The sequence below is a fragment of the Microcystis panniformis FACHB-1757 genome (assembly GCF_001264245.1).
GTDB classification, from domain to species: domain Bacteria; phylum Cyanobacteriota; class Cyanobacteriia; order Cyanobacteriales; family Microcystaceae; genus Microcystis; species Microcystis panniformis.
The window spans coordinates 2,561,642-2,578,347 of the sequence record NZ_CP011339.1 but is presented as its reverse complement, the minus strand read 5'-3'; the positions used below and the strand labels follow the sequence as shown (position 1 = coordinate 2,578,347).

Genomic DNA, 16,706 nt, shown 5'->3' with positions numbered 1-16,706 from the left:
ATGGTTAAAACCGCGGGACTTCTAGCCACTGTCAGTTAAATCGACAAAATTAATCTAAGCTATCGGGAGAATGGGGATAAAGTTGTTCTGCTTCCGGACAATCTTCCGAGACATTAATATCAGGATTCGTCCGCGACACCGATGCCAGTTTTCTGCTCACCGCACCGATACTTTCTAAACGCACCATTTCTTCCCAAGAACTAATCTCGTCTTCTTCTTCTGTTTCGTAGCGAATGGTGACGAGATCGCTTTCTAGATCGACAATACGGGCATTATCGATCCATCTTTGCTGATCGCGCAAGAAAATGCAGACTTCCTGACCATCCATACAGAATTGATAAATCTTGCGGTGTAACATAAATTGCTCCTAAACAGCTTCTTTTGTTGGATTCAACTAACGGGAAGTGACAAAATGCCAATCTCAGCAATAGCTCAAGAATTCCCGTGGGTAACACAAAAGGGAGAAAAATTCCGCTAGTAGTGGCAAGAATGGGAAAGGAAAGTCAGGTTTCCAGTTTGGGGCTACGTTCTTCAAAGACATCGATTCGATTAATAGACGGCCTCGGCGATTCACTAAAAAATCGCCCTTATAGAGTCATTGTGACATAAATTTTCACTTCCTAACAGTATTCCTGGATGGAATCGGGAATGAGGTTTAGGGATGAGGTTATGCCATTTTTCTTTATTCATGGCAGGTATCCTACTCCCCTCTTGCGCCCCTCCACCCCCCACATCGGTAGGGCAGGGGGAGTTTGGGGGTGAGGGCAATTAACCATATCTGCCATTACTTTTGAACAATGCTATCAGTACCGTCCCCTTTCCAACCCCGAAAAATAGCTATAGACGCTCTGCCATCTTGGCAAGTCATGGGGCATCGCTCGCCACTTGATTCCGTTGGCCGATAAATAAGTGGGTGGGTGGAATTAAATATAAGATGAACGTAGCGACTGTCTTGATTGTCAAGGGGTAACTCAAAAAACAATCAAGGAGTTGCTGTCGAACCTAAAATCTCAAGCCAGAAAAAAGCGCAGCAAAAACTAAGTCGCTCAGGTTAAACCAAAGCAAGCGCAACCCTTGATCAGAGATAACAAAAAGTGTGAATCTCTAGGAACAAGGTGGTAAATTGTCAGCAAGCTGCCAAGGCTGATTTTGGCGAACCATTGCATTAAGAATAACTAAGATTTTCCGCACACAAGCAGTCAGAGCCAGTTTTTTTGATTTACCGCGTCCGACTAGGCGTTCGTAAAAGGTTTTAATCACCGGATTATGACGCATAGCCACCACCGCCCCCATGTAAAGAGTCGCCCGAATCTGAGCGCGACCCCCCTGAATCATCCGCTTACCTTTATGTTGACCACTATCATGATTAATCGGTGCGACACCGACTAAGCGAGAGATTTGTTTGGCGGTTATACTTTGCACGGCTACAACTTGCATTTTTTACTCAAGGACAATAATATAGTTTAAGAGTCATAATTAGAAGCAAAGCACTCATTAAAAACATGATTAACCTAGAATTCACGGAAGAAGAAAAGAACTCACTGTATTATGAAAGATTTCATCATCCCCATCCCCGGGTTCAACTGAAGATGGAAGTTCTCTGGTTAAAAAGCCAAAAGATACCGCACCAAAAAATTTGTCAGTTAGCAGGAATCTCGCCAAATACCTTATTAACCTATCTTCGCGATTATCAAGAAGGCGGAATAGAAAAATTAAAAGAAATCAACTTCTATCGCCCTAAAAGTGAATTAGAGTTTCAAAAAGAAACCCTCAAAAAATACTTCGAGAAAAATCCACCAGCCACAATAAATGAAGCTGTATATAGGATAGAAGAATTGACGGGAATAAAACGAATTCCTACCCAAGTGAGAAAATTTTTAAAATCAATGGGAATGAAATGTTTAAAAGTAGGTTCTCTTCCTTCTAAAGCTGACCCAGATGAACAAGAGGACTACAAAGAAAAAAAGCTAGAACCCAGACTAAATGAGGCAAAAGAAGGAAAAAGGGCTGTTTTTTTTGTTGATGCCGCTCACTTCGTCATGGGAGCATTTCTCGGTTTTGTTTGGTGTTTTGAGAGACTTTTTGTTAAGTCACCGAGCGGGCGTAAACGCTTCAATGTTTTAGGAGCATTAAATGCAATAACTCATGAAGTTATTCTGGTAACATATGACACTTATATTACGGCAACTCAAGTCTGTGAACTCCGGTCAAAAATAGCTGCTTTAGGACTAATAATTCCCATCACTCTCGTCTTAGATAATGCCCGCTATCAAAAATGTAAAATTGTTGAAGAATTGGCTCTTTCTTTGTCAATAGAGCTGCTCTATCTGCCGTCTTATTCACCTAATCTAAATTTAATTGAAAGGCTGTGGAAATTGGTCAAAAAGAAATGTTTATATGGTAAATATTATGAGAACTTTTCTGACTTTTCTTCAGCTATTTATGAATGTCTGAATGATGCCCATCTGAAACATAAAAAAGAACTGGATTCCTTGCTGACTCTACGATTTCAGAAGTTTAATAAATCTCAGATTATGAACGTCTAAAGTATAATTGACCGAGTTCTGGTAAGTCGGAGACGAGAGTAGTAGAAATTACTTGACCAATCCCCGGCACGGTTTTGAGTAAATTAACTTTCTCGAGCCATTGTTGGTTAGCTTGGGTCAATTCCTCAATTTCTTGATTGAGTTTTTAGAAGGCAGTTATCGAGATACTCAAGATGGGCTTCGATATCGGCCAAAGCTTTACCGCGAGCGCGTTCCCGTCGGTTTTTTTCGGCAGTCCGCATCTCGACAAGTTGCCGGCGACGACTAATTAAGTCGCCCAATTGACGAGATTCTTCCGACTCAACCGCTAATATTTGCGGTTGCATTTCTTCGCCAAAATGAGCTAAGATTTGAGCGTCAATGGCATCGGTTTTGGCTAACTTACCAGTAGCTTTGGCAAAGTCTCTTCCTTGACGGGGATTAATTAAGGCAACCGGTAAAACCGCTGCTTGTAATTGAATCACCAGTTCAGTTTCTCAACCTCCTGTCGCTTCCAGAACGATGAGGTTGAGCGTGTAAGATTTTAGGGTCTCGACCAGTTTAGATATGTCCTCCTCTGTAAGTAGTCATGCAAAATTAATTACCTGCCCGATCGAGCTAAAACCCTTACGGGGCAATGATCGTCATGTGTAAATAATTTTGCCTAGGTACTTATTAGCAACTTTCATCGCTTTACCGAGGGGGCGAAGATAAACATCTAGGGTCGCTTTACTGCTTTACTGGGAGCATCTCACTTACGCGATGAGTAATTATACTTAGCCTAAAAGCCACTCTTAATCGTGTCTTGGAACGAAATAGAGGCTTTTAAAGACCGCGTACATGGAGAATTAAAACAAGAATTACCCTCGAAAAGCCTATTTTTCTACTAAGTATTTATGCTCATTGCAAAGGTGAGATGCTCCCCGCTTTACTAATGTCAATGCCTACCCATTGAGAGATATTTTCCATGATTGGACTTACCTAAATTTGCCGAATTGATGGTTATTTTTGAGAGCATCCCCTTGATTTTACTCATCCTTGCCCAATCCGGTCTGTTAGCTTAACAATTGATTGTTTTTGCGACGACCCCGGCGACTGTTCGAGTTTTGTCAGGGAGATTATGGTGGTGACCCTTGCTACGAAGCGGTCTTTTCCGACCAAGGTTGGGACGGTCTACCACATCTCCCAATATACAAGGTTGGGTTGAAGCATGAAACCCAACGCCCGATTATGTTACGCTACCGCTAACCCATCCTACAAATAATTTTGCCTCCCTACTTAAAAAATGGCTGTGAGCTTATAGCTACTTCAGGGTAAGCGCATCTTAAGGATCCTTAGACCTCTTGCATAAATCCGAAAACAAACGATAGAAACAATAAGTACCTAGGCAAAATTATTTACACATGACGATCATTGCCCCGTAAGGGTTTTAGCTCGATCGGGCAGGTAATTAATTTTGCATGACTACTTAATGGGAGGGACTTTCAGTTAATTATTTGGCTCTTCTCGACTTTGTGTGATAATTTTTGCTTATGGAATCGTGAAATGCTTATCAGGCAAGACTTTTAGTGCTATTTGGCGGAATAAACTATCAGTATAGACCTCGTTTCCACACAGAAACCAGAAGAGCCATTATTTATTAGTAGTCAGCAATTCTCATTTTGAAAACAAAAGAAGATAAAGTTCTCTATGTGAACAAGAGAACTTCTGTCTAATTATCATTTTTTTTCAAGATAATCATCATAATTAGCTTCAAGAGACAGTTTTAAAATATCTGCCCATAAAAAACTTATCTCAACTCATAAATTTAGCTGAAATTCTGACCTAATTTGTGGTTTTTTCAATGAATAAAATAATCTTTCCTTCTCTCGAAAAATTGACATTTTTAACGAGAATTTATTTTTTTGAGCGGGACATATTCGGTAAGAATAAACAAGAAAAACTCTGACCAATTCTTCAACCAAAAATATTTTAATAAAGTACGAATATCATTAAAAAAACTGGTGCGAGTAACTAATAACTCACGAATCTTTTGATAAGTATGATTAACTAAATCTCAAACGGTATGAAATAAAAAAGCTAGTAAATTTAAAGACAACAAGAACTCGCATAAATGACTTTGACCATGACCAAAATTATGTTCTAAATTATAACCGTGATTTTTAAGAACGTTATTTCCTTCATTCTCAACTTTCCATCTGCTGCGTCCAGCTTTGACAATTTTTTCAACATTATTTTCAGTAATTTGATGATTGGTAATCCAATTATTTTGATAGATAATTTTCTGTGTTTTTTCATTAATGACCGTGACTTCACACCAATTAACTTCGAGACTTGACTCGACCTCTCTCAGAGGAACTCTAGAAACATAACGATAACGATAAATCAGATTCTTTCGTCCATCCCATTGTTTCTTTTCTACGGTTTTAACTTCTCCACTTTTTTCTAAAAATTCTCGCCATTCATATAAGGTTTTATGAGAAGTTTCAAGACAAACAAAAATAAAATTATAACCTTGTTTTAGAGCTAACTCACAGATAGGTTGGCGAGAGTATAAGTCATCTCCTAACAGGGTTACAGGATAACCATACTTCTTTTGATGATTCTTATCTAACCATCTTTTAACAGCCGCATTTTCACAATCTTGTTTTTGCTGCCCATCTTGTTTTTTAAGAAATTCTGGTTCTAAATTAATCACTTGTTTTTGCTCAGGAGAAACCACAATTGGCGTGACGCAACCATGAAAATAAGTTGTCGTTCCATTACGAGGATTGCGGCAATTACAATGGGGACAACTAATTTTCTTTGAAGAAAAATATTCCGTACCATCTAAAGCTATTAAAATTTCCTCATCTAAGTAGAAAAATTTTTTAATAACTCCCTGTTTTTTTAACCCTTGATAGACTTGTTGAAAAGAGCCAAATATTGTGGCAGCTGGGATAGGATATAACAGGTTTCTGATTTGATTATCACCAGGTATTTTTTTGATACCAAATAAACTTGAAGCATTATCTTTCCCCTTACTACTTTTCATCAAACGTTGATGCTCTAAAAAAGAAGGTGACTGAGTAAAAAAAACCGAAAAAGCCGCCTTAACTGCATCTTCTACCTGATATTTGGTATTGTTTCCTGGTTTTCTGTCATCGGGTAAGTCATGTAATTCTTGAACTAAAAATTGTCTTAATTCAGGAATTTCTCAAGTCACAGCCTTTTTCGTCATCGCAGAACAGTTTGATTAATTAATATTTCCAACTTAATAATTTTACCTCAACAGACAACAATCATCAATTTTTATTTGGTTCTCTTTCTGATGTAGAGAACTTTTGTTCTAGATTTCTCCCATCTTTCAAATATTTTGAGTATAAATACTCTATATACTCACTTCTCTGCGATGCAGTCGCACTCGCGGGAGCGCATTTTGTAGCTTGCTTAAAGCTTTGTTTCTGTCTGTATCACTTGTTACTTTTTAAAATGAGAATTGCTGTTTAAAACTGCGATCATCGGAAATTTTGGGTCTGAAACCCCGCCGTTCTAGGTTGGCTTTACGTTAGAATTAAAAGGCCAGTCTCGAAAACCAAGTGGACGGCGCAGCACCTTGAAAACTCGGCTTAGGGGGTTCCGACCAGAAAAGCTTGGCCGGGTAAAAAGTCGCGCGCAACAAGTACAAGAAGCTATAGGCGGTCAACGTACCGTGGGACACAAGGAATCGGGCTTCTGAAATGGGGCGAAAGTCTGTGGACTCTGTGTAAGACAGTACATGGTTTTTTAACTGTGGTATGCGACGGTGGTGGAAGCAGAAACTTAAATCGTGAGGTTTAGGAATCGCCGCACTTTTAGGGCGGCGAGGATGTCAATTTGAGAGAGTCAAGCTTTCAGGAATGGCGATCTCCCCTGTCCTGAGCAAAGTCCTGTAGAAATGAGATAGGATCAGAATATCTCTGTAAAGTGTCAAAAATTTATGAAATCCATCAAAATTATTGTGGAAAAACATGATGATGGCTATATCGCCTATCCATTGGGAATTCAAGGGGTAGTAGTCGGTGAAGGTAATACCTATGAAGATGCTCTTAATGACGTGCGATCAGCGATCGCTTTTCATGTTGAAACCTTTGGAGAATCAGTTCTCGAAGCTGACTCATCTTTATTAGAAGCCTTTGTTGTAGAGGCAATGGTTTAATGGCAAAATTTCCCGTTGATGCCCCTAAAGCTAAAGTGATTAAAGTTCTTGAAAAATTTGGTTTTTCAATTGTTAGAGAAAAAGAGCATATTTCTATGATTAGAAAAAATTCAGATGGAACAACAACACCTTTAACGCTACCCAATCACAAGCAAATTAAAAGCTCTACACTAAGGAGTATTTGCACTCAAGCGGGTATCTCACGAGATGATTTTATTGCTTCCTATGAAGAGATTTAAAGCAAAATCTGGCTCTTCTCGACTTTGTGTGATAATTTTTGCTTATGGAATCGTGAAGTGCTTATTGGGCAAGACTTTTAGGACTATTTTGACGTTCGGCGAAGCTCAGTCGAGCCGCAGAAGAAACTATCAGTATAGACCTCGTTTACACACAGAAACCAGAAGAGTCTTTTAGGGAACGCACCCTAGGACTGAGTTATACATTGTTTTTCTTTGTCAGTTAAATCAATGTATTCAGTCTGTATTCGTTTATTCTTGATTAGTATTCTAAAATAAGGACATTTCCCATTTACTGATAAATCTTTATCATCATTTCCTTTCCTGAATTTAATTATTTCAAATTGGTCGGGATTGAATTTATGTAAAAATGTTATTGGTACACCCATAACCCCCTTAAAGTCTAAGGGAATGTCTTGGGTTTTATTGACATTAATTCCATCATAATTGTCATATTTTGGATATTCAGCTTCATTGCCAAAATATCTTTTTGTGAGAGCCATATCTTGGTGTCGTTTTGATGTGTCTAAGTTTGTTAACCATAAACAATTATTTGGAGAAACTATTCTATTTCCAGAATTGTCAATACGAGCCTCTGTTCCATAAAGTTGATAGTGTTCGGGAACAATGAAACCAGAAATACCTCTACCAAGATTTATTCCTAACCAGGCTTTGTTTTCTTTAATTAGTTTGAAAATTTCTTTATAGGTTATTGCATTAATATTGCCAATTATCAAAAACTTTTTATCGTATTTAACTAATTGATCTACATATTCTCTGAATAATGAAAATGGGGGATTAGTAACAACAATATCGGACTTTTTTAATAGTTCAATACTTTCATGACTACGAAAATACCCATCGCCATTAAAGTAAACAATGTCAGTTGAACTAGGTTTATTTTTTTCTCTCTCTGTACCTGTATATTCAAAGAAAAAACCCTTTTCATCTTCTTCTGTATTAAATAAATCTCTCACTTGTTCTCGATAACAAGATGTTAGGATTTTTTTTAGACCTAATTTTTTGAAGTTTGCGGCAAAATACTTTAAAAAGTTACTAATTCGGGGGTCATCGCAATTGCAATAAACTACTTTATTTTCAAAATGACTTTTATAATGTTGCAACTCGCTTTCTATATCTGAAAGTTGTGTATAAAACTCGTCACTTTTTAATTTTTTAGCATTTTGTAATGATTTATTTGTTGCATTTATTACCATGTTCAACCTTTTTAAATTTAATAGATATTTTGTTTTTAGTTATTTACTTTTGGTTATCTGATTAAATATTTCACTGCCTAATACTTGAAGAGAGGTTTTAGAAATTTCAAGCATAATATCAAACATTTTTTTGATAAGTAGGGAGGCACAATTATTTGTAGGATGGGTTATCGGTAACGTAACATGATCGGGGGTTGGTTTTCATGCTTCTAACTTCACAGTTTCCATCAATGTGCATGGTGCGTTCCCCAAAATCGATCGCTGGAGTAGCAGGACTTGCATTAGGGAACGCACCCTACAGCACTAATTTTATTTTCTTAGCCAATTGACTAAAAGATTTTTAATATGTATTAGTCTTTCTGGTGAGATAGTTCCTAAACGTGCATTGATTACAGATGATTCGACACTTGTTAATTGTCCTAGCCAAATTAAAGAAGCCACTTTAAGTCCAGTAGTAATATAGTCAGAATCTGAGGTATTAATAATTTCATCAAATCCTAGAGTAGCTTGATGGAGACGAGAAGAAATTAAAGCAAGTAATAAATCACGATGGCGACTTGGTGAAATAGCAATAATTAAAGCTGGACGCAGTTTTCCTGATTTCAAGTCTGCTTGAGGGAAACGAATTAGAATAATATCACCTGGTTTCATGGTTGATAAATTTCTTGAGCATCTGCTAGGGAATATTCTATTTCATCTCCTTCTTGGAAAAATTGCTCTAATGAAAATTTTTGCCAGTCTTCATCTTGCCAATTACTATATTCTGGAATGTCGTTTGGCTCAGGGGAAATTAATCGGGTAAAGTTGGCAATTTTTTCAACAATGTCATCAGGTAATCGGTCAATCTGTTGGTGAAGTTCTTCACGAATTGTAGCAGACATAATTTAAATTATTTGATTAAGGTGTAGAATGGATGGTATTAATTATAACTCAGATATTGGGTGGTAATCTGGGAAAAAGTAATGTTGGGTTTCTACAAGATCAGCGATCTGCTACGCAGTGCCTTCGGCATCGCTCTCCTTATCCCCAAAAAGCGATCGCCCTTGGCGTTCCTATCCCGAGCAATGACAATTTCAAAGTTTAATCAAGAAGATGACAGCGATCGCACTACAAGATCGGCAATCATAGTTCAATTCCATTGATCCAAATTTCATACTCGCTTATATCAACTTCATCATTCCAAACGATTCCGCTACCTGATGGATCAAGTTGAAAGTTTTTAAAGAAAGTATAGTTTTTAAGGGAAGAAAACATCGTTTTTTCTAGTAGATTTTCACAGTTATATTTTCTAGCTTGATGATTAGAAAAATGCACCAATAGAGTATAATTTTCAATGATTTCGGCTGATGTTATTTTGGGGTAAAGCATTGTTTTATTTCAAAGGTGGTAATTTATTAAATTCTTGAGTGTTCCACATTTTCAATAATTCTGATTGATAGATTGTTGCCCATTCTACAACCATTTTTGTGGCTCTATTAGGTAAGTCTCCTTCAATTATTTCTAAGGTTTCCAGATTAAATAGGGCGTTATATTCTCCATAAATCGCATGAAAATGGGGAGGTGGATGATCGGCAAAAAAGATTTTAATGATAATTCCATAAAATCGAGTAATTTCTGGCATAAATCTATTTTTATAAGTCTTGCTTTATGACAAAAATATTATAACAAAGCTTGTTGGGTTTTGTTACCTCGACCTAAACGACAAGATCAGCGATCTGCTACGCAGTGCCTTCGGCATCGCACTCCTCATCCGCAAAAAGCGATCGCACTTGGCGTTCCTATCCCAAGCAATGACAATTTTAAAGTTTAATCAACAAGATGACAGCGATCGCACTACAAGATCGGCATCTGTGATTGATGTACGGTGAAACTCATTTAATTCTTGTTGAGATAGGGGGAGACAGTCCGAATCTGCTTCGGCTGCTTTGTCAATTTCTTCCTCAGTCATTGCTTCAACTTTTTCCCAATCTGTCTTACCATGACTAACATTTTCGGGATCAAGTCTGAGTCTGGTAATATTGTCGTCGTTCATTTTTATTGGCTCTCCTTGCTGAAATAATGCGGTATCTGCCGTTTCTTTTGGTATAGACGACCAATAAAACTACTTGATTAACTATACCGATTACTTGAATTCTAGTTTCATTATAATCACGTTTATCTTCTCTTTCCAAACAGTTGGGATCTAGAAAAATGTTTTTTGCATCTTCAAAATCAATTTTATGCTTGAGCAAGTTGGCAGCAGCTTTATTATTGTCCCATTCTATCTCCATTTTATCGAGATTTTGTATCTAGTTCATAATATTTTGGATTATACATGATCGCCCTTTCCCATCATCAAAAAGCGATCACCAACTCCGAAACCTTGCTAACATAATAAAAAATCATATTCAATAAACCTCATCGTGAGTTCCAATATCAATTAGGTTGATCTCTTCTTCTTGGGTTTCAGGGTTTGATTCAAAATTGAAAATAATTCGACAATCATATTCGACAGAAAAAGCCCAAGCACCTGACAATTTCCCCTTTAGTTTATGGGTGCGTAATATTGGATTATAGGGATCGTCAGCGAGTAGTCTCAATTTGGCTTCTATTTTTGATTTTAAGTCAGGTTGTCGTTTAATCCTTGTTTTGAAAGCGCGTTTAAATGATTGGCTAAAAACCAAGTTAATCATTGTTTAGTTCGGCAATGATGGAATCAACATCTCCTCGAAAAACATTACCATTTTGATAGTCTTGTCGAGCTTGAGAAATACTTTGAGCAATTTGTTCTCGTCTTTTTTCGATTTGCCGATGTTTAACAATATTGATCAAGTCATCTTGTTCATCAAAAGAGAGATAGTCAATCATTTCTAAGATTTGACTAAATTGCATTGTTGGCGGCATTGTTACTTTCCCTTTTTTCAATACAGACTTTTATTTTACTCTGCTTGGGCAATAATGACATCCGCGATCGCGGATCGATGACAACTTTCCAACTCACAAAGAGAGATCGCCCCTCTTCATTCCCAAAAAGCGATCGCTCTTGGCGTTCCTATCCCAAGCAATGGCAGTTTTAAAGTTTAATCAAGAGGATAACGGCGATCGCACTGCCATCAATGTGCATGGTGCGTTCCCCAAAAGCGATCGCTGGAGCAGCAGGACTTGCATTAGGGAACGCACCCTAGGACTGAGTTATACATTGTTTTTCTTTGTCAGTTAAATCAATATATTCTGTTTGTATTCGTTTATTCTTGATTAGTATTCTAAAATAAGGACATTTCCCATTTACTGATAAATCTTTATCATCATTCCCTTTCCTGAATTTAATTATTTCAAATTGGTCGGGATTAAATTTATGTAAAAATGTTATTGGTACACCCATAACCCCTTGAAGTCTAAGGGAATGTCTTGGGTTTTATTGACATTAATTCCATCATAATTGTCATATTTGGGATATTCAGCTTCATTGCCAAAATATCTTTTTGTGAGAGCTATATCTTCCTGCCGCTTTGATGTGTCTAAGTTTGTTAACCATAAACAATTATTTGGAGAAACTATCCTATTTCCAGAATTGTCAATACGAGCCTCTGTTCCATAAAGTTCATATTGTTCGGGAACAATGAAACCAGAAATACCTCTACCAAGATTTATTCCTAACCAGGCTTTGTTTTCTTTAATTAGTTTGAAAATTTCTTTATAGGTTATTGCATTAATATTGCCAATGATCAAAAACTTTTTGTCGTATTTAACTAATTGAGCTACATATTCTCTGAATAATGAAAATGGGGGATTAGTAACAACAACATCAGACTTGTTTAATAGTTCAATACTTTCAGGACTACGAAAATCTCCATTCCCATTAAAGTAAACAATGTCAGTGGAAATAGGTTTATTTTTTTCTCTCTCTGTACCTGTATATTCAAAGAAAAAACCCTTTTCATCTTCTTCTGTATTAAATAAATCTCTCACTTGTTCTCGATAACAAGATGTTATTATTTTTTTTAGGCCTAACTTTTTGAAGTTTGCAGCAAAATACTTAAAAAAGTTACTAATTCGGGGGTCATCGCAATTGCAATAAACTACTTTATTTTCAAAATGACTTTTATAATGTTGCAACTCGCTTTCTATATCTGAAAGTTGTGTATAAAACTCGTCACTTTTTAGTTTTTTAGCATTTTGCAATAATTTATTTGTCGCATTTCTTACCATGTTAAACCTTTTTTGATTTAATAAATGTTTTGTTTTTAGTTATTTACTTTTGGTTATCTGATTAAATATTTCACTGCCTAATACTTGAAGAGAGGTTTTAGAAATTTCAAGCATAATATCAAACATTTTTTTGATAAGTAGGGAGGCACAATTATTTGTAGGATGGGTTAGCGGTAACGTAACATGATCGGGGGTTGGGTTTCATGCTTCTAACTTCACAGTTTCCATCAATGTGCATGGTGCGTTCCCCAAAAGCAATCGCTGGAGTAGCAGGACTTGCATTAGGGAACGCACCCTACGGCCAACTGGAGTATGTGTGATTATAACATCATTTATATTATAACTACTTTGCCATTGAAACGAAAAACCGAACATATAATAATTGCGTCGTTTTTATCTGCCTTGATGTCACATATAATTAACTCGTAGCTTTGATCTTGAAGCTTATAGACTGTAACTGTTGGATTGACCTTTTTATGCTTCTTCCTATGAATCACCAGATTGAAATTTCCTTCTCCCTCTTCCCATGATCTGTCATTGAAAACAAACTCATATGGTGAAGCATCCTTATATTGGGCGTATGCACCTATCAAAGCAATCACAGTCGAAAAGATAGCAAGCCAAGTAGTACCATATAAAGATGCAACAAAACTAAGGACAATGCCAGCTACTGTGATGAGAAATGATTTCATAATTGATACGACAATAGTGTATTTATCGATTTCTGTCTAACGGTCTATTTATACGGCTCTTAGTTTAGTGTAGGACTAATTTCTTGAATCCACCCGACAATTACCTAATTTTCGGGGAAAAAGTGCCTAAATTTTGCCACCGGCTGGCACTTTTTGAGGACAAAAAAGCCTAAAAATTTTATCCCACAAGGTTTTTAGCTCTATGCAGCCAACCCTATTTATTGGTGTACCTGCAAATGAAGGACATAATGACCTAAAATCAGGTTATCTGACCATAATTCGTACTCTAGACGCAAATATTCGGGAAAATTATTCCCCTCTAATTTCAGACTACGGGTATAGTTGCGGACGCGAAAAGCGTAACCCGGTTGAGGACTTTCGGCATTTAACCAGTAGCGACTGACACCAAAAACCCCTTGCTCCCAAAAATGACGATAGGCGAATTTTCCCTGGCCCTGCATGGTCATAATTACACGGTTGGCCGAAATTTCCAGCCAAATTAACTTATTTTGATTATTTTCGGGTTTAAGTGTCTCTATTTCTGCGAGAGCCACCGGGGGTTGATTGAGGAGAAGATGAAACCGGTGGCGATCCTTTTGGTAGAGGGTAGCGGAAGTGTCTAAAGAGGAGAGGATGGGTAGATCTGTCGAGAGCAGACAGAAGGAAACGGGACGGCGGTGATGGGCAAGCATAGACTAGACTTAATGGTGTCCTTATCTCCACAATAGTGGATTCTCCGCCCACCGCTACCAGCACCGGAAAATTTTTTGAGAAAAAATCCAGAAAGCACTTGCATTATTGAGGGACTTATGATTATAATTATTAATTGTGAGTAGCCTTCCTCGGTAGCTCAGTGGTAGAGCGGTCGGCTGTTAACCGATTGGTCGTAGGTTCGAATCCCACCCGGGGAGTTAAGCGAAAATAGAGGCGGCAATAGTTTCTTATTGCCGCTTTTTGCTCTTGCTAGAGAATTTCGTTGATCGCATTTTCTGGACCGACGAGAGAAATGTAGGGATTTTGAAAATATTTGCTGGCTACCGATCGCGCTTGTTCGGCAGTAATCTGATTAATAGAATCCAGGAAAGTGCGATCGAATTCAATCCCCAAACCTAAGCTTTCGTACCAACCGTATAATTGAGCGATTTCGGCGTTAGTTTGTTTACCGAGAGCATATTGACCCAATAACTTATTTTTAGCTGACTGTAACTCCTCCTCACTCAAAGTTACTTTATATAACCTTTCTGCTTCCTGACGCAATCCCGACACTGCGATCGCTGTGTTTTGGGGTGCAGTTCCCATATAAATGACAAATTGGGAAGAATCGAGACGGGTGGGATAAAAAGCAGAAACATCGTAGGCTAATCCCCGTTTTTCTCGCAATTCCACGAATAAACGACTAGATAACCCATTCCCCAGATAGGTACTCAATAATTTTAAAACGGGATAATCATCCTCTTGTACAGAGGAGCCGGGGTATCCTAACATAACGATCGCCTGTTGACTAGCTTGGACGGTAGTTAAACAGGTGGGCTGAAAATCAAAAGCGGCCGGAGGTAAACTAGATAAAGGAAGATCGGGAATTGACCAACTGCCAAAAATTTCCGTCACTGCTTTTACTGCTTGCTCTAGGGTAATACGGCCAGAAAGACTAATCACCAGGTTATCCGGACGGAAAAAGCGACTATGATAGGCCAGCAGGTCATCCCGTTGCAATTGCGAAACCGTTGCCTCCGTACCCAATAAAGACATACCATAGGGATGATCTGGGTACATAGCGGCGCGTAATTGATTAAAAGCTACATTAAAAGGCTGTTCCAATTGAGAGCGAATACTTTGACGGGTGAGATTTTTCTCTAATTCGATTTCTGGGGGTGGAAAACTGGGAAAACGAATAATTTCCGCCGCTAGACGCAATATATCTAGAAAATCCTTGGTAACGGTCTTTAAACTAACCACAAAATAATCGGTCCCCGTGTCCGCACTTAAACCGGCCCCCGTGGACTCAACCCGATCAGCAATTTCTAGGGAAGATAACTTTTCTGTACCTTTGGTGAGCAGCACAGCTAAAAGACGAAATAAACCTGCCTTTTCGGTTTTTTCCCAACGAGTACCCGCATTTTTAAGAAAAATCCTCCCTGCAACCAACTCCACGGCCGTATTTTCCACCACTAAAAGGGTGATGCCATTTTCTAAGGTTAAGCGGTGAATGGGGGAAGCGGACATCGTTTATTCACAGGGTTGCATTATTGTAATAGCATATCGCTCCGGGGAGAGATACTGACGAGCCAGACGTTGTAGATCTGATGGTTGCAAACTTTGGATAACTTGGGGATAGATCGTTGCTAGGTCGGCAGCTCTCAGGGTTTGATAATATCCATAAAGTCCGGCTAATTGGCCCGGGGTTTCTGTGGAGAAAATATAATCGTTAGCTAATAACTGTTGAGTGCGGTGTAATTCTGCGGGGGTGACGGGATGATCGTGCAGATGTTGGATATGTTCACAGATAATAGCTTCAATTGCCCCGATTTGTGAGCTAGATAGCCAAGCGCCGATGGTAAAGAGACTGGAATCTCGTTGCAGGGAAAAATTACTGTTAATATCGAGGACGATTTGCGCTTCTTCCCGCAGCTGTCGCACTAACCGCGAACAGCGTCCCCCAGCAAGAATTACCGAAAGCAAGTCTAATCCAAAGGCATCTTCTAGGCGATCGCATCCCGGTCCAGTCCATCCCATCAAGAGACGAGAATGTTCTAGGTGGGGTAAATATACTTGGGAACGACGAATTTCGATCAGGGGGGGTTCGGCAGCCACTAGATTCGCAGGAGATTCTGAGGGGACGGGAAATTCCCGAAAAGATTGCCGGATAATTTCTAAAGCTGGTTGGGGTTCAATTCCCCCGATAATCGCCACACACATATTTTCTGGTTGATAATAGGTGCGATGGAAACAGCGCATTTGATTGGGGGTTAATTGCTCTAAACGGGGTTGATCGCCTAAAATAGAGCGTCCGTAGGGATGGTTTTGATAGATACTTCCGCAGAGGGTTTGGTAGGCAATCCAATCGGGATCATCATAACAGGCCCGCAATTCTTCTAAGACTACATCTTTTTCCCGATAGAATTCCTCATCGTCAATCTCAGCATGGAGGAGAATTTCGGCCAGATGGGGTAGGGTATGTTCAATTTGATCCACACTGGTGGTGAGATAGAAGTGCGCGTAATCGTGACTGGTGGCAGCGTTGGTCATTCCGCCACAATTTTCGATTAAATAGTCAAAGAGTCCGGGGGGAAGTTTTTTTGTCCCCTTAAAGATCATGTGTTCGAGAAAATGGGCCATACCTAACCATGGGTCGGGTTCAGCGATCGCACCTGCTTTCACCCACACATCCACCACCACCACAGGAGTCACGGGTAAATACTGATGAATTACGGTTAAGCCGTGATCTAATTGCCATACCTGAGCGGGAAAAGAACTTGTTTGACACTGCGCTATCGACTTGATCAATGTCCGTTAACCAGATTTTTTGTTAAATTCTATACATATGTTATCTTATCTCTTGCCTGCTCAACCATTAAAAAACTTTTGTCATGATTTCTAGACAATTCTCCCAAATATCAGCCTTATCGGTGATCAGTGATCATTTATCAGATGTGATACTAAATCCGTTGAGT

Annotated in this window: 20 protein-coding genes, 1 tRNA gene and 4 pseudogenes; 5 read left to right on the top strand and 20 right to left on the bottom strand. The window is 38.6% G+C overall.

The features are described from left to right. Positions 1–49: 49 nt before the first annotated feature. Both VL20_RS12485 and VL20_RS32670 read right to left on the bottom strand, forming a co-directional pair. The gene (locus VL20_RS12485) at positions 50–358 is read right to left on the bottom strand and encodes a DUF6679 family protein (protein WP_002757875.1); all 309 of its coding nucleotides are present in this window, start codon (positions 356–358) and stop codon (positions 50–52) included. A gap of 746 nt (positions 359–1,104) precedes the next feature. Further along, a pseudogene (locus VL20_RS32670) lies at positions 1,105–1,416 on the bottom strand (transposase); the annotation flags it as partial. An 86-nt stretch (positions 1,417–1,502) separates the two neighbouring features. Here VL20_RS32670 and VL20_RS12475 point away from each other — a divergent pair. Further along, positions 1,503–2,546 (top strand): IS630 family transposase, encoded by a 1,044-nt coding sequence (locus tag VL20_RS12475; RefSeq protein ID WP_052276677.1) that lies wholly within the window; start codon positions 1,503–1,505, stop codon positions 2,544–2,546. Positions 2,547–2,550: 4 nt separating this feature from the next. Here VL20_RS12475 and VL20_RS34070 read toward each other — a convergent pair. Further along, positions 2,551–3,259, bottom strand: a pseudogene (locus VL20_RS34070) (IS110 family transposase); the annotation flags it as partial. Between the two features lie 1,237 nt (positions 3,260–4,496). After that, positions 4,497–5,718, bottom strand: a pseudogene (locus VL20_RS12465) (ISNCY family transposase). A 765-nt stretch (positions 5,719–6,483) separates the two neighbouring features. Between VL20_RS12465 and VL20_RS12460 the strand changes: the two are divergent. Then, a complete protein-coding gene (locus VL20_RS12460; RefSeq protein WP_002789796.1) occupies positions 6,484–6,702 on the top strand; it encodes a type II toxin-antitoxin system HicB family antitoxin in 219 nt (72 codons plus the stop codon). Then, entirely contained in the window at positions 6,702–6,941 is a 240-nt protein-coding gene (locus VL20_RS12455) for a type II toxin-antitoxin system HicA family toxin (protein WP_043996080.1), read from the top strand. Before VL20_RS12460 ends, VL20_RS12455 begins: the two co-directional genes overlap by 1 nt. A 185-nt stretch (positions 6,942–7,126) precedes the next feature. Here the strand turns inward: VL20_RS12455 and VL20_RS12450 are convergent, their stop codons facing one another. The 10 genes from VL20_RS12450 to VL20_RS12410 all read right to left on the bottom strand — a co-directional run bounded on the left by VL20_RS12450 (position 7,127) and on the right by VL20_RS12410 (position 11,038). Further along, a complete protein-coding gene (locus VL20_RS12450; RefSeq protein ID WP_052276676.1) occupies positions 7,127–8,155 on the bottom strand; it encodes an adenine-specific methyltransferase EcoRI family protein in 1,029 nt (342 codons plus the stop codon). 39 nt (positions 8,156–8,194) lie between these two features. Further along, the gene (locus VL20_RS28455; protein WP_230400944.1) at positions 8,195–8,269 is read right to left on the bottom strand and encodes a hypothetical protein; all 75 of its coding nucleotides are present in this window, start codon (positions 8,267–8,269) and stop codon (positions 8,195–8,197) included. 195 nt (positions 8,270–8,464) lie between these two features. Continuing rightward, positions 8,465–8,806, bottom strand: coding sequence for a type II toxin-antitoxin system PemK/MazF family toxin (locus tag VL20_RS12445; protein ID WP_052276675.1), 342 nt, complete (start codon positions 8,804–8,806; stop codon positions 8,465–8,467). Further along, on the bottom strand, positions 8,803–9,036 hold the full coding sequence (locus VL20_RS12440) for a hypothetical protein (protein WP_052276674.1): 234 nt from the start codon (positions 9,034–9,036) through the stop codon (positions 8,803–8,805). Before VL20_RS12440 ends, VL20_RS12445 begins: the two co-directional genes overlap by 4 nt. A gap of 241 nt (positions 9,037–9,277) precedes the next feature. Continuing rightward, positions 9,278–9,523 (bottom strand): DUF2442 domain-containing protein, encoded by a 246-nt coding sequence (locus VL20_RS12435; RefSeq protein WP_052276673.1) that lies wholly within the window; start codon positions 9,521–9,523, stop codon positions 9,278–9,280. Positions 9,524–9,527: 4 nt separating this feature from the next. Next, positions 9,528–9,776: a DUF4160 domain-containing protein gene (locus VL20_RS12430; RefSeq protein WP_002736965.1), complete on the bottom strand. Its 249-nt coding sequence runs from the start codon at positions 9,774–9,776 to the stop codon at positions 9,528–9,530. Positions 9,777–9,965: 189 nt separating this feature from the next. Next, the gene (locus tag VL20_RS12425; RefSeq protein ID WP_052276672.1) at positions 9,966–10,187 is read right to left on the bottom strand and encodes a hypothetical protein; all 222 of its coding nucleotides are present in this window, start codon (positions 10,185–10,187) and stop codon (positions 9,966–9,968) included. Further along, positions 10,153–10,425 (bottom strand): BrnT family toxin, encoded by a 273-nt coding sequence (locus VL20_RS12420; RefSeq protein ID WP_052276671.1) that lies wholly within the window; start codon positions 10,423–10,425, stop codon positions 10,153–10,155. The genes VL20_RS12425 and VL20_RS12420 overlap by 35 nt, the downstream gene beginning before the upstream one ends. A 117-nt stretch (positions 10,426–10,542) precedes the next feature. Beyond that, entirely contained in the window at positions 10,543–10,827 is a 285-nt protein-coding gene (locus tag VL20_RS12415; protein WP_052276670.1) for a type II toxin-antitoxin system RelE/ParE family toxin, read from the bottom strand. Further along, a complete protein-coding gene (locus VL20_RS12410; RefSeq protein WP_004159878.1) occupies positions 10,820–11,038 on the bottom strand; it encodes a hypothetical protein in 219 nt (72 codons plus the stop codon). The genes VL20_RS12415 and VL20_RS12410 overlap by 8 nt, the downstream gene beginning before the upstream one ends. Before the next feature lie 160 nt (positions 11,039–11,198). Between VL20_RS12410 and VL20_RS31730 the strand changes: the two genes are divergently transcribed. Beyond that, entirely contained in the window at positions 11,199–11,354 is a 156-nt protein-coding gene (locus tag VL20_RS31730) for a hypothetical protein (protein ID WP_167341545.1), read from the top strand. On the opposite strand, the pseudogene VL20_RS12405 reads toward VL20_RS31730, so the two are convergent. From VL20_RS12405 to VL20_RS12395, 4 genes and pseudogenes are all read right to left on the bottom strand, one after another. Beyond that, a pseudogene (locus VL20_RS12405) lies at positions 11,316–12,343 on the bottom strand (adenine-specific methyltransferase EcoRI family protein). The gene VL20_RS31730 and the pseudogene VL20_RS12405 overlap by 39 nt on opposite strands. 39 nt (positions 12,344–12,382) lie before the next feature. After that, positions 12,383–12,457 (bottom strand): hypothetical protein, encoded by a 75-nt coding sequence (locus VL20_RS28440; protein WP_230400944.1) that lies wholly within the window; start codon positions 12,455–12,457, stop codon positions 12,383–12,385. A gap of 218 nt (positions 12,458–12,675) precedes the next feature. Beyond that, positions 12,676–13,035 carry a hypothetical protein gene (locus VL20_RS12400; protein WP_052276669.1) on the bottom strand — a complete coding sequence of 120 codons (360 nt, stop codon included), beginning with the start codon at positions 13,033–13,035 and terminating at the stop codon, positions 12,676–12,678. Positions 13,036–13,253: 218 nt separating this feature from the next. After that, the gene (locus tag VL20_RS12395) at positions 13,254–13,727 is read right to left on the bottom strand and encodes a hypothetical protein (protein WP_052276668.1); all 474 of its coding nucleotides are present in this window, start codon (positions 13,725–13,727) and stop codon (positions 13,254–13,256) included. Between the two features lie 147 nt (positions 13,728–13,874). On the opposite strand from VL20_RS12395, the gene VL20_RS12390 reads away from it, so the two are divergent. Next, positions 13,875–13,946 (top strand) — tRNA-Asn (locus VL20_RS12390). Between the two features lie 52 nt (positions 13,947–13,998). On the opposite strand, the gene VL20_RS12385 is transcribed toward VL20_RS12390, so the two are convergent. Continuing rightward, entirely contained in the window at positions 13,999–15,258 is a 1,260-nt protein-coding gene (locus tag VL20_RS12385) for a M16 family metallopeptidase (protein WP_052276667.1), read from the bottom strand. Positions 15,259–15,261: 3 nt separating this feature from the next. Beyond that, on the bottom strand, positions 15,262–16,539 hold the full coding sequence (locus VL20_RS12380; protein ID WP_052276666.1) for a M16 family metallopeptidase: 1,278 nt from the start codon (positions 16,537–16,539) through the stop codon (positions 15,262–15,264). Between the last annotated feature and the right edge of the window lie 167 nt (positions 16,540–16,706).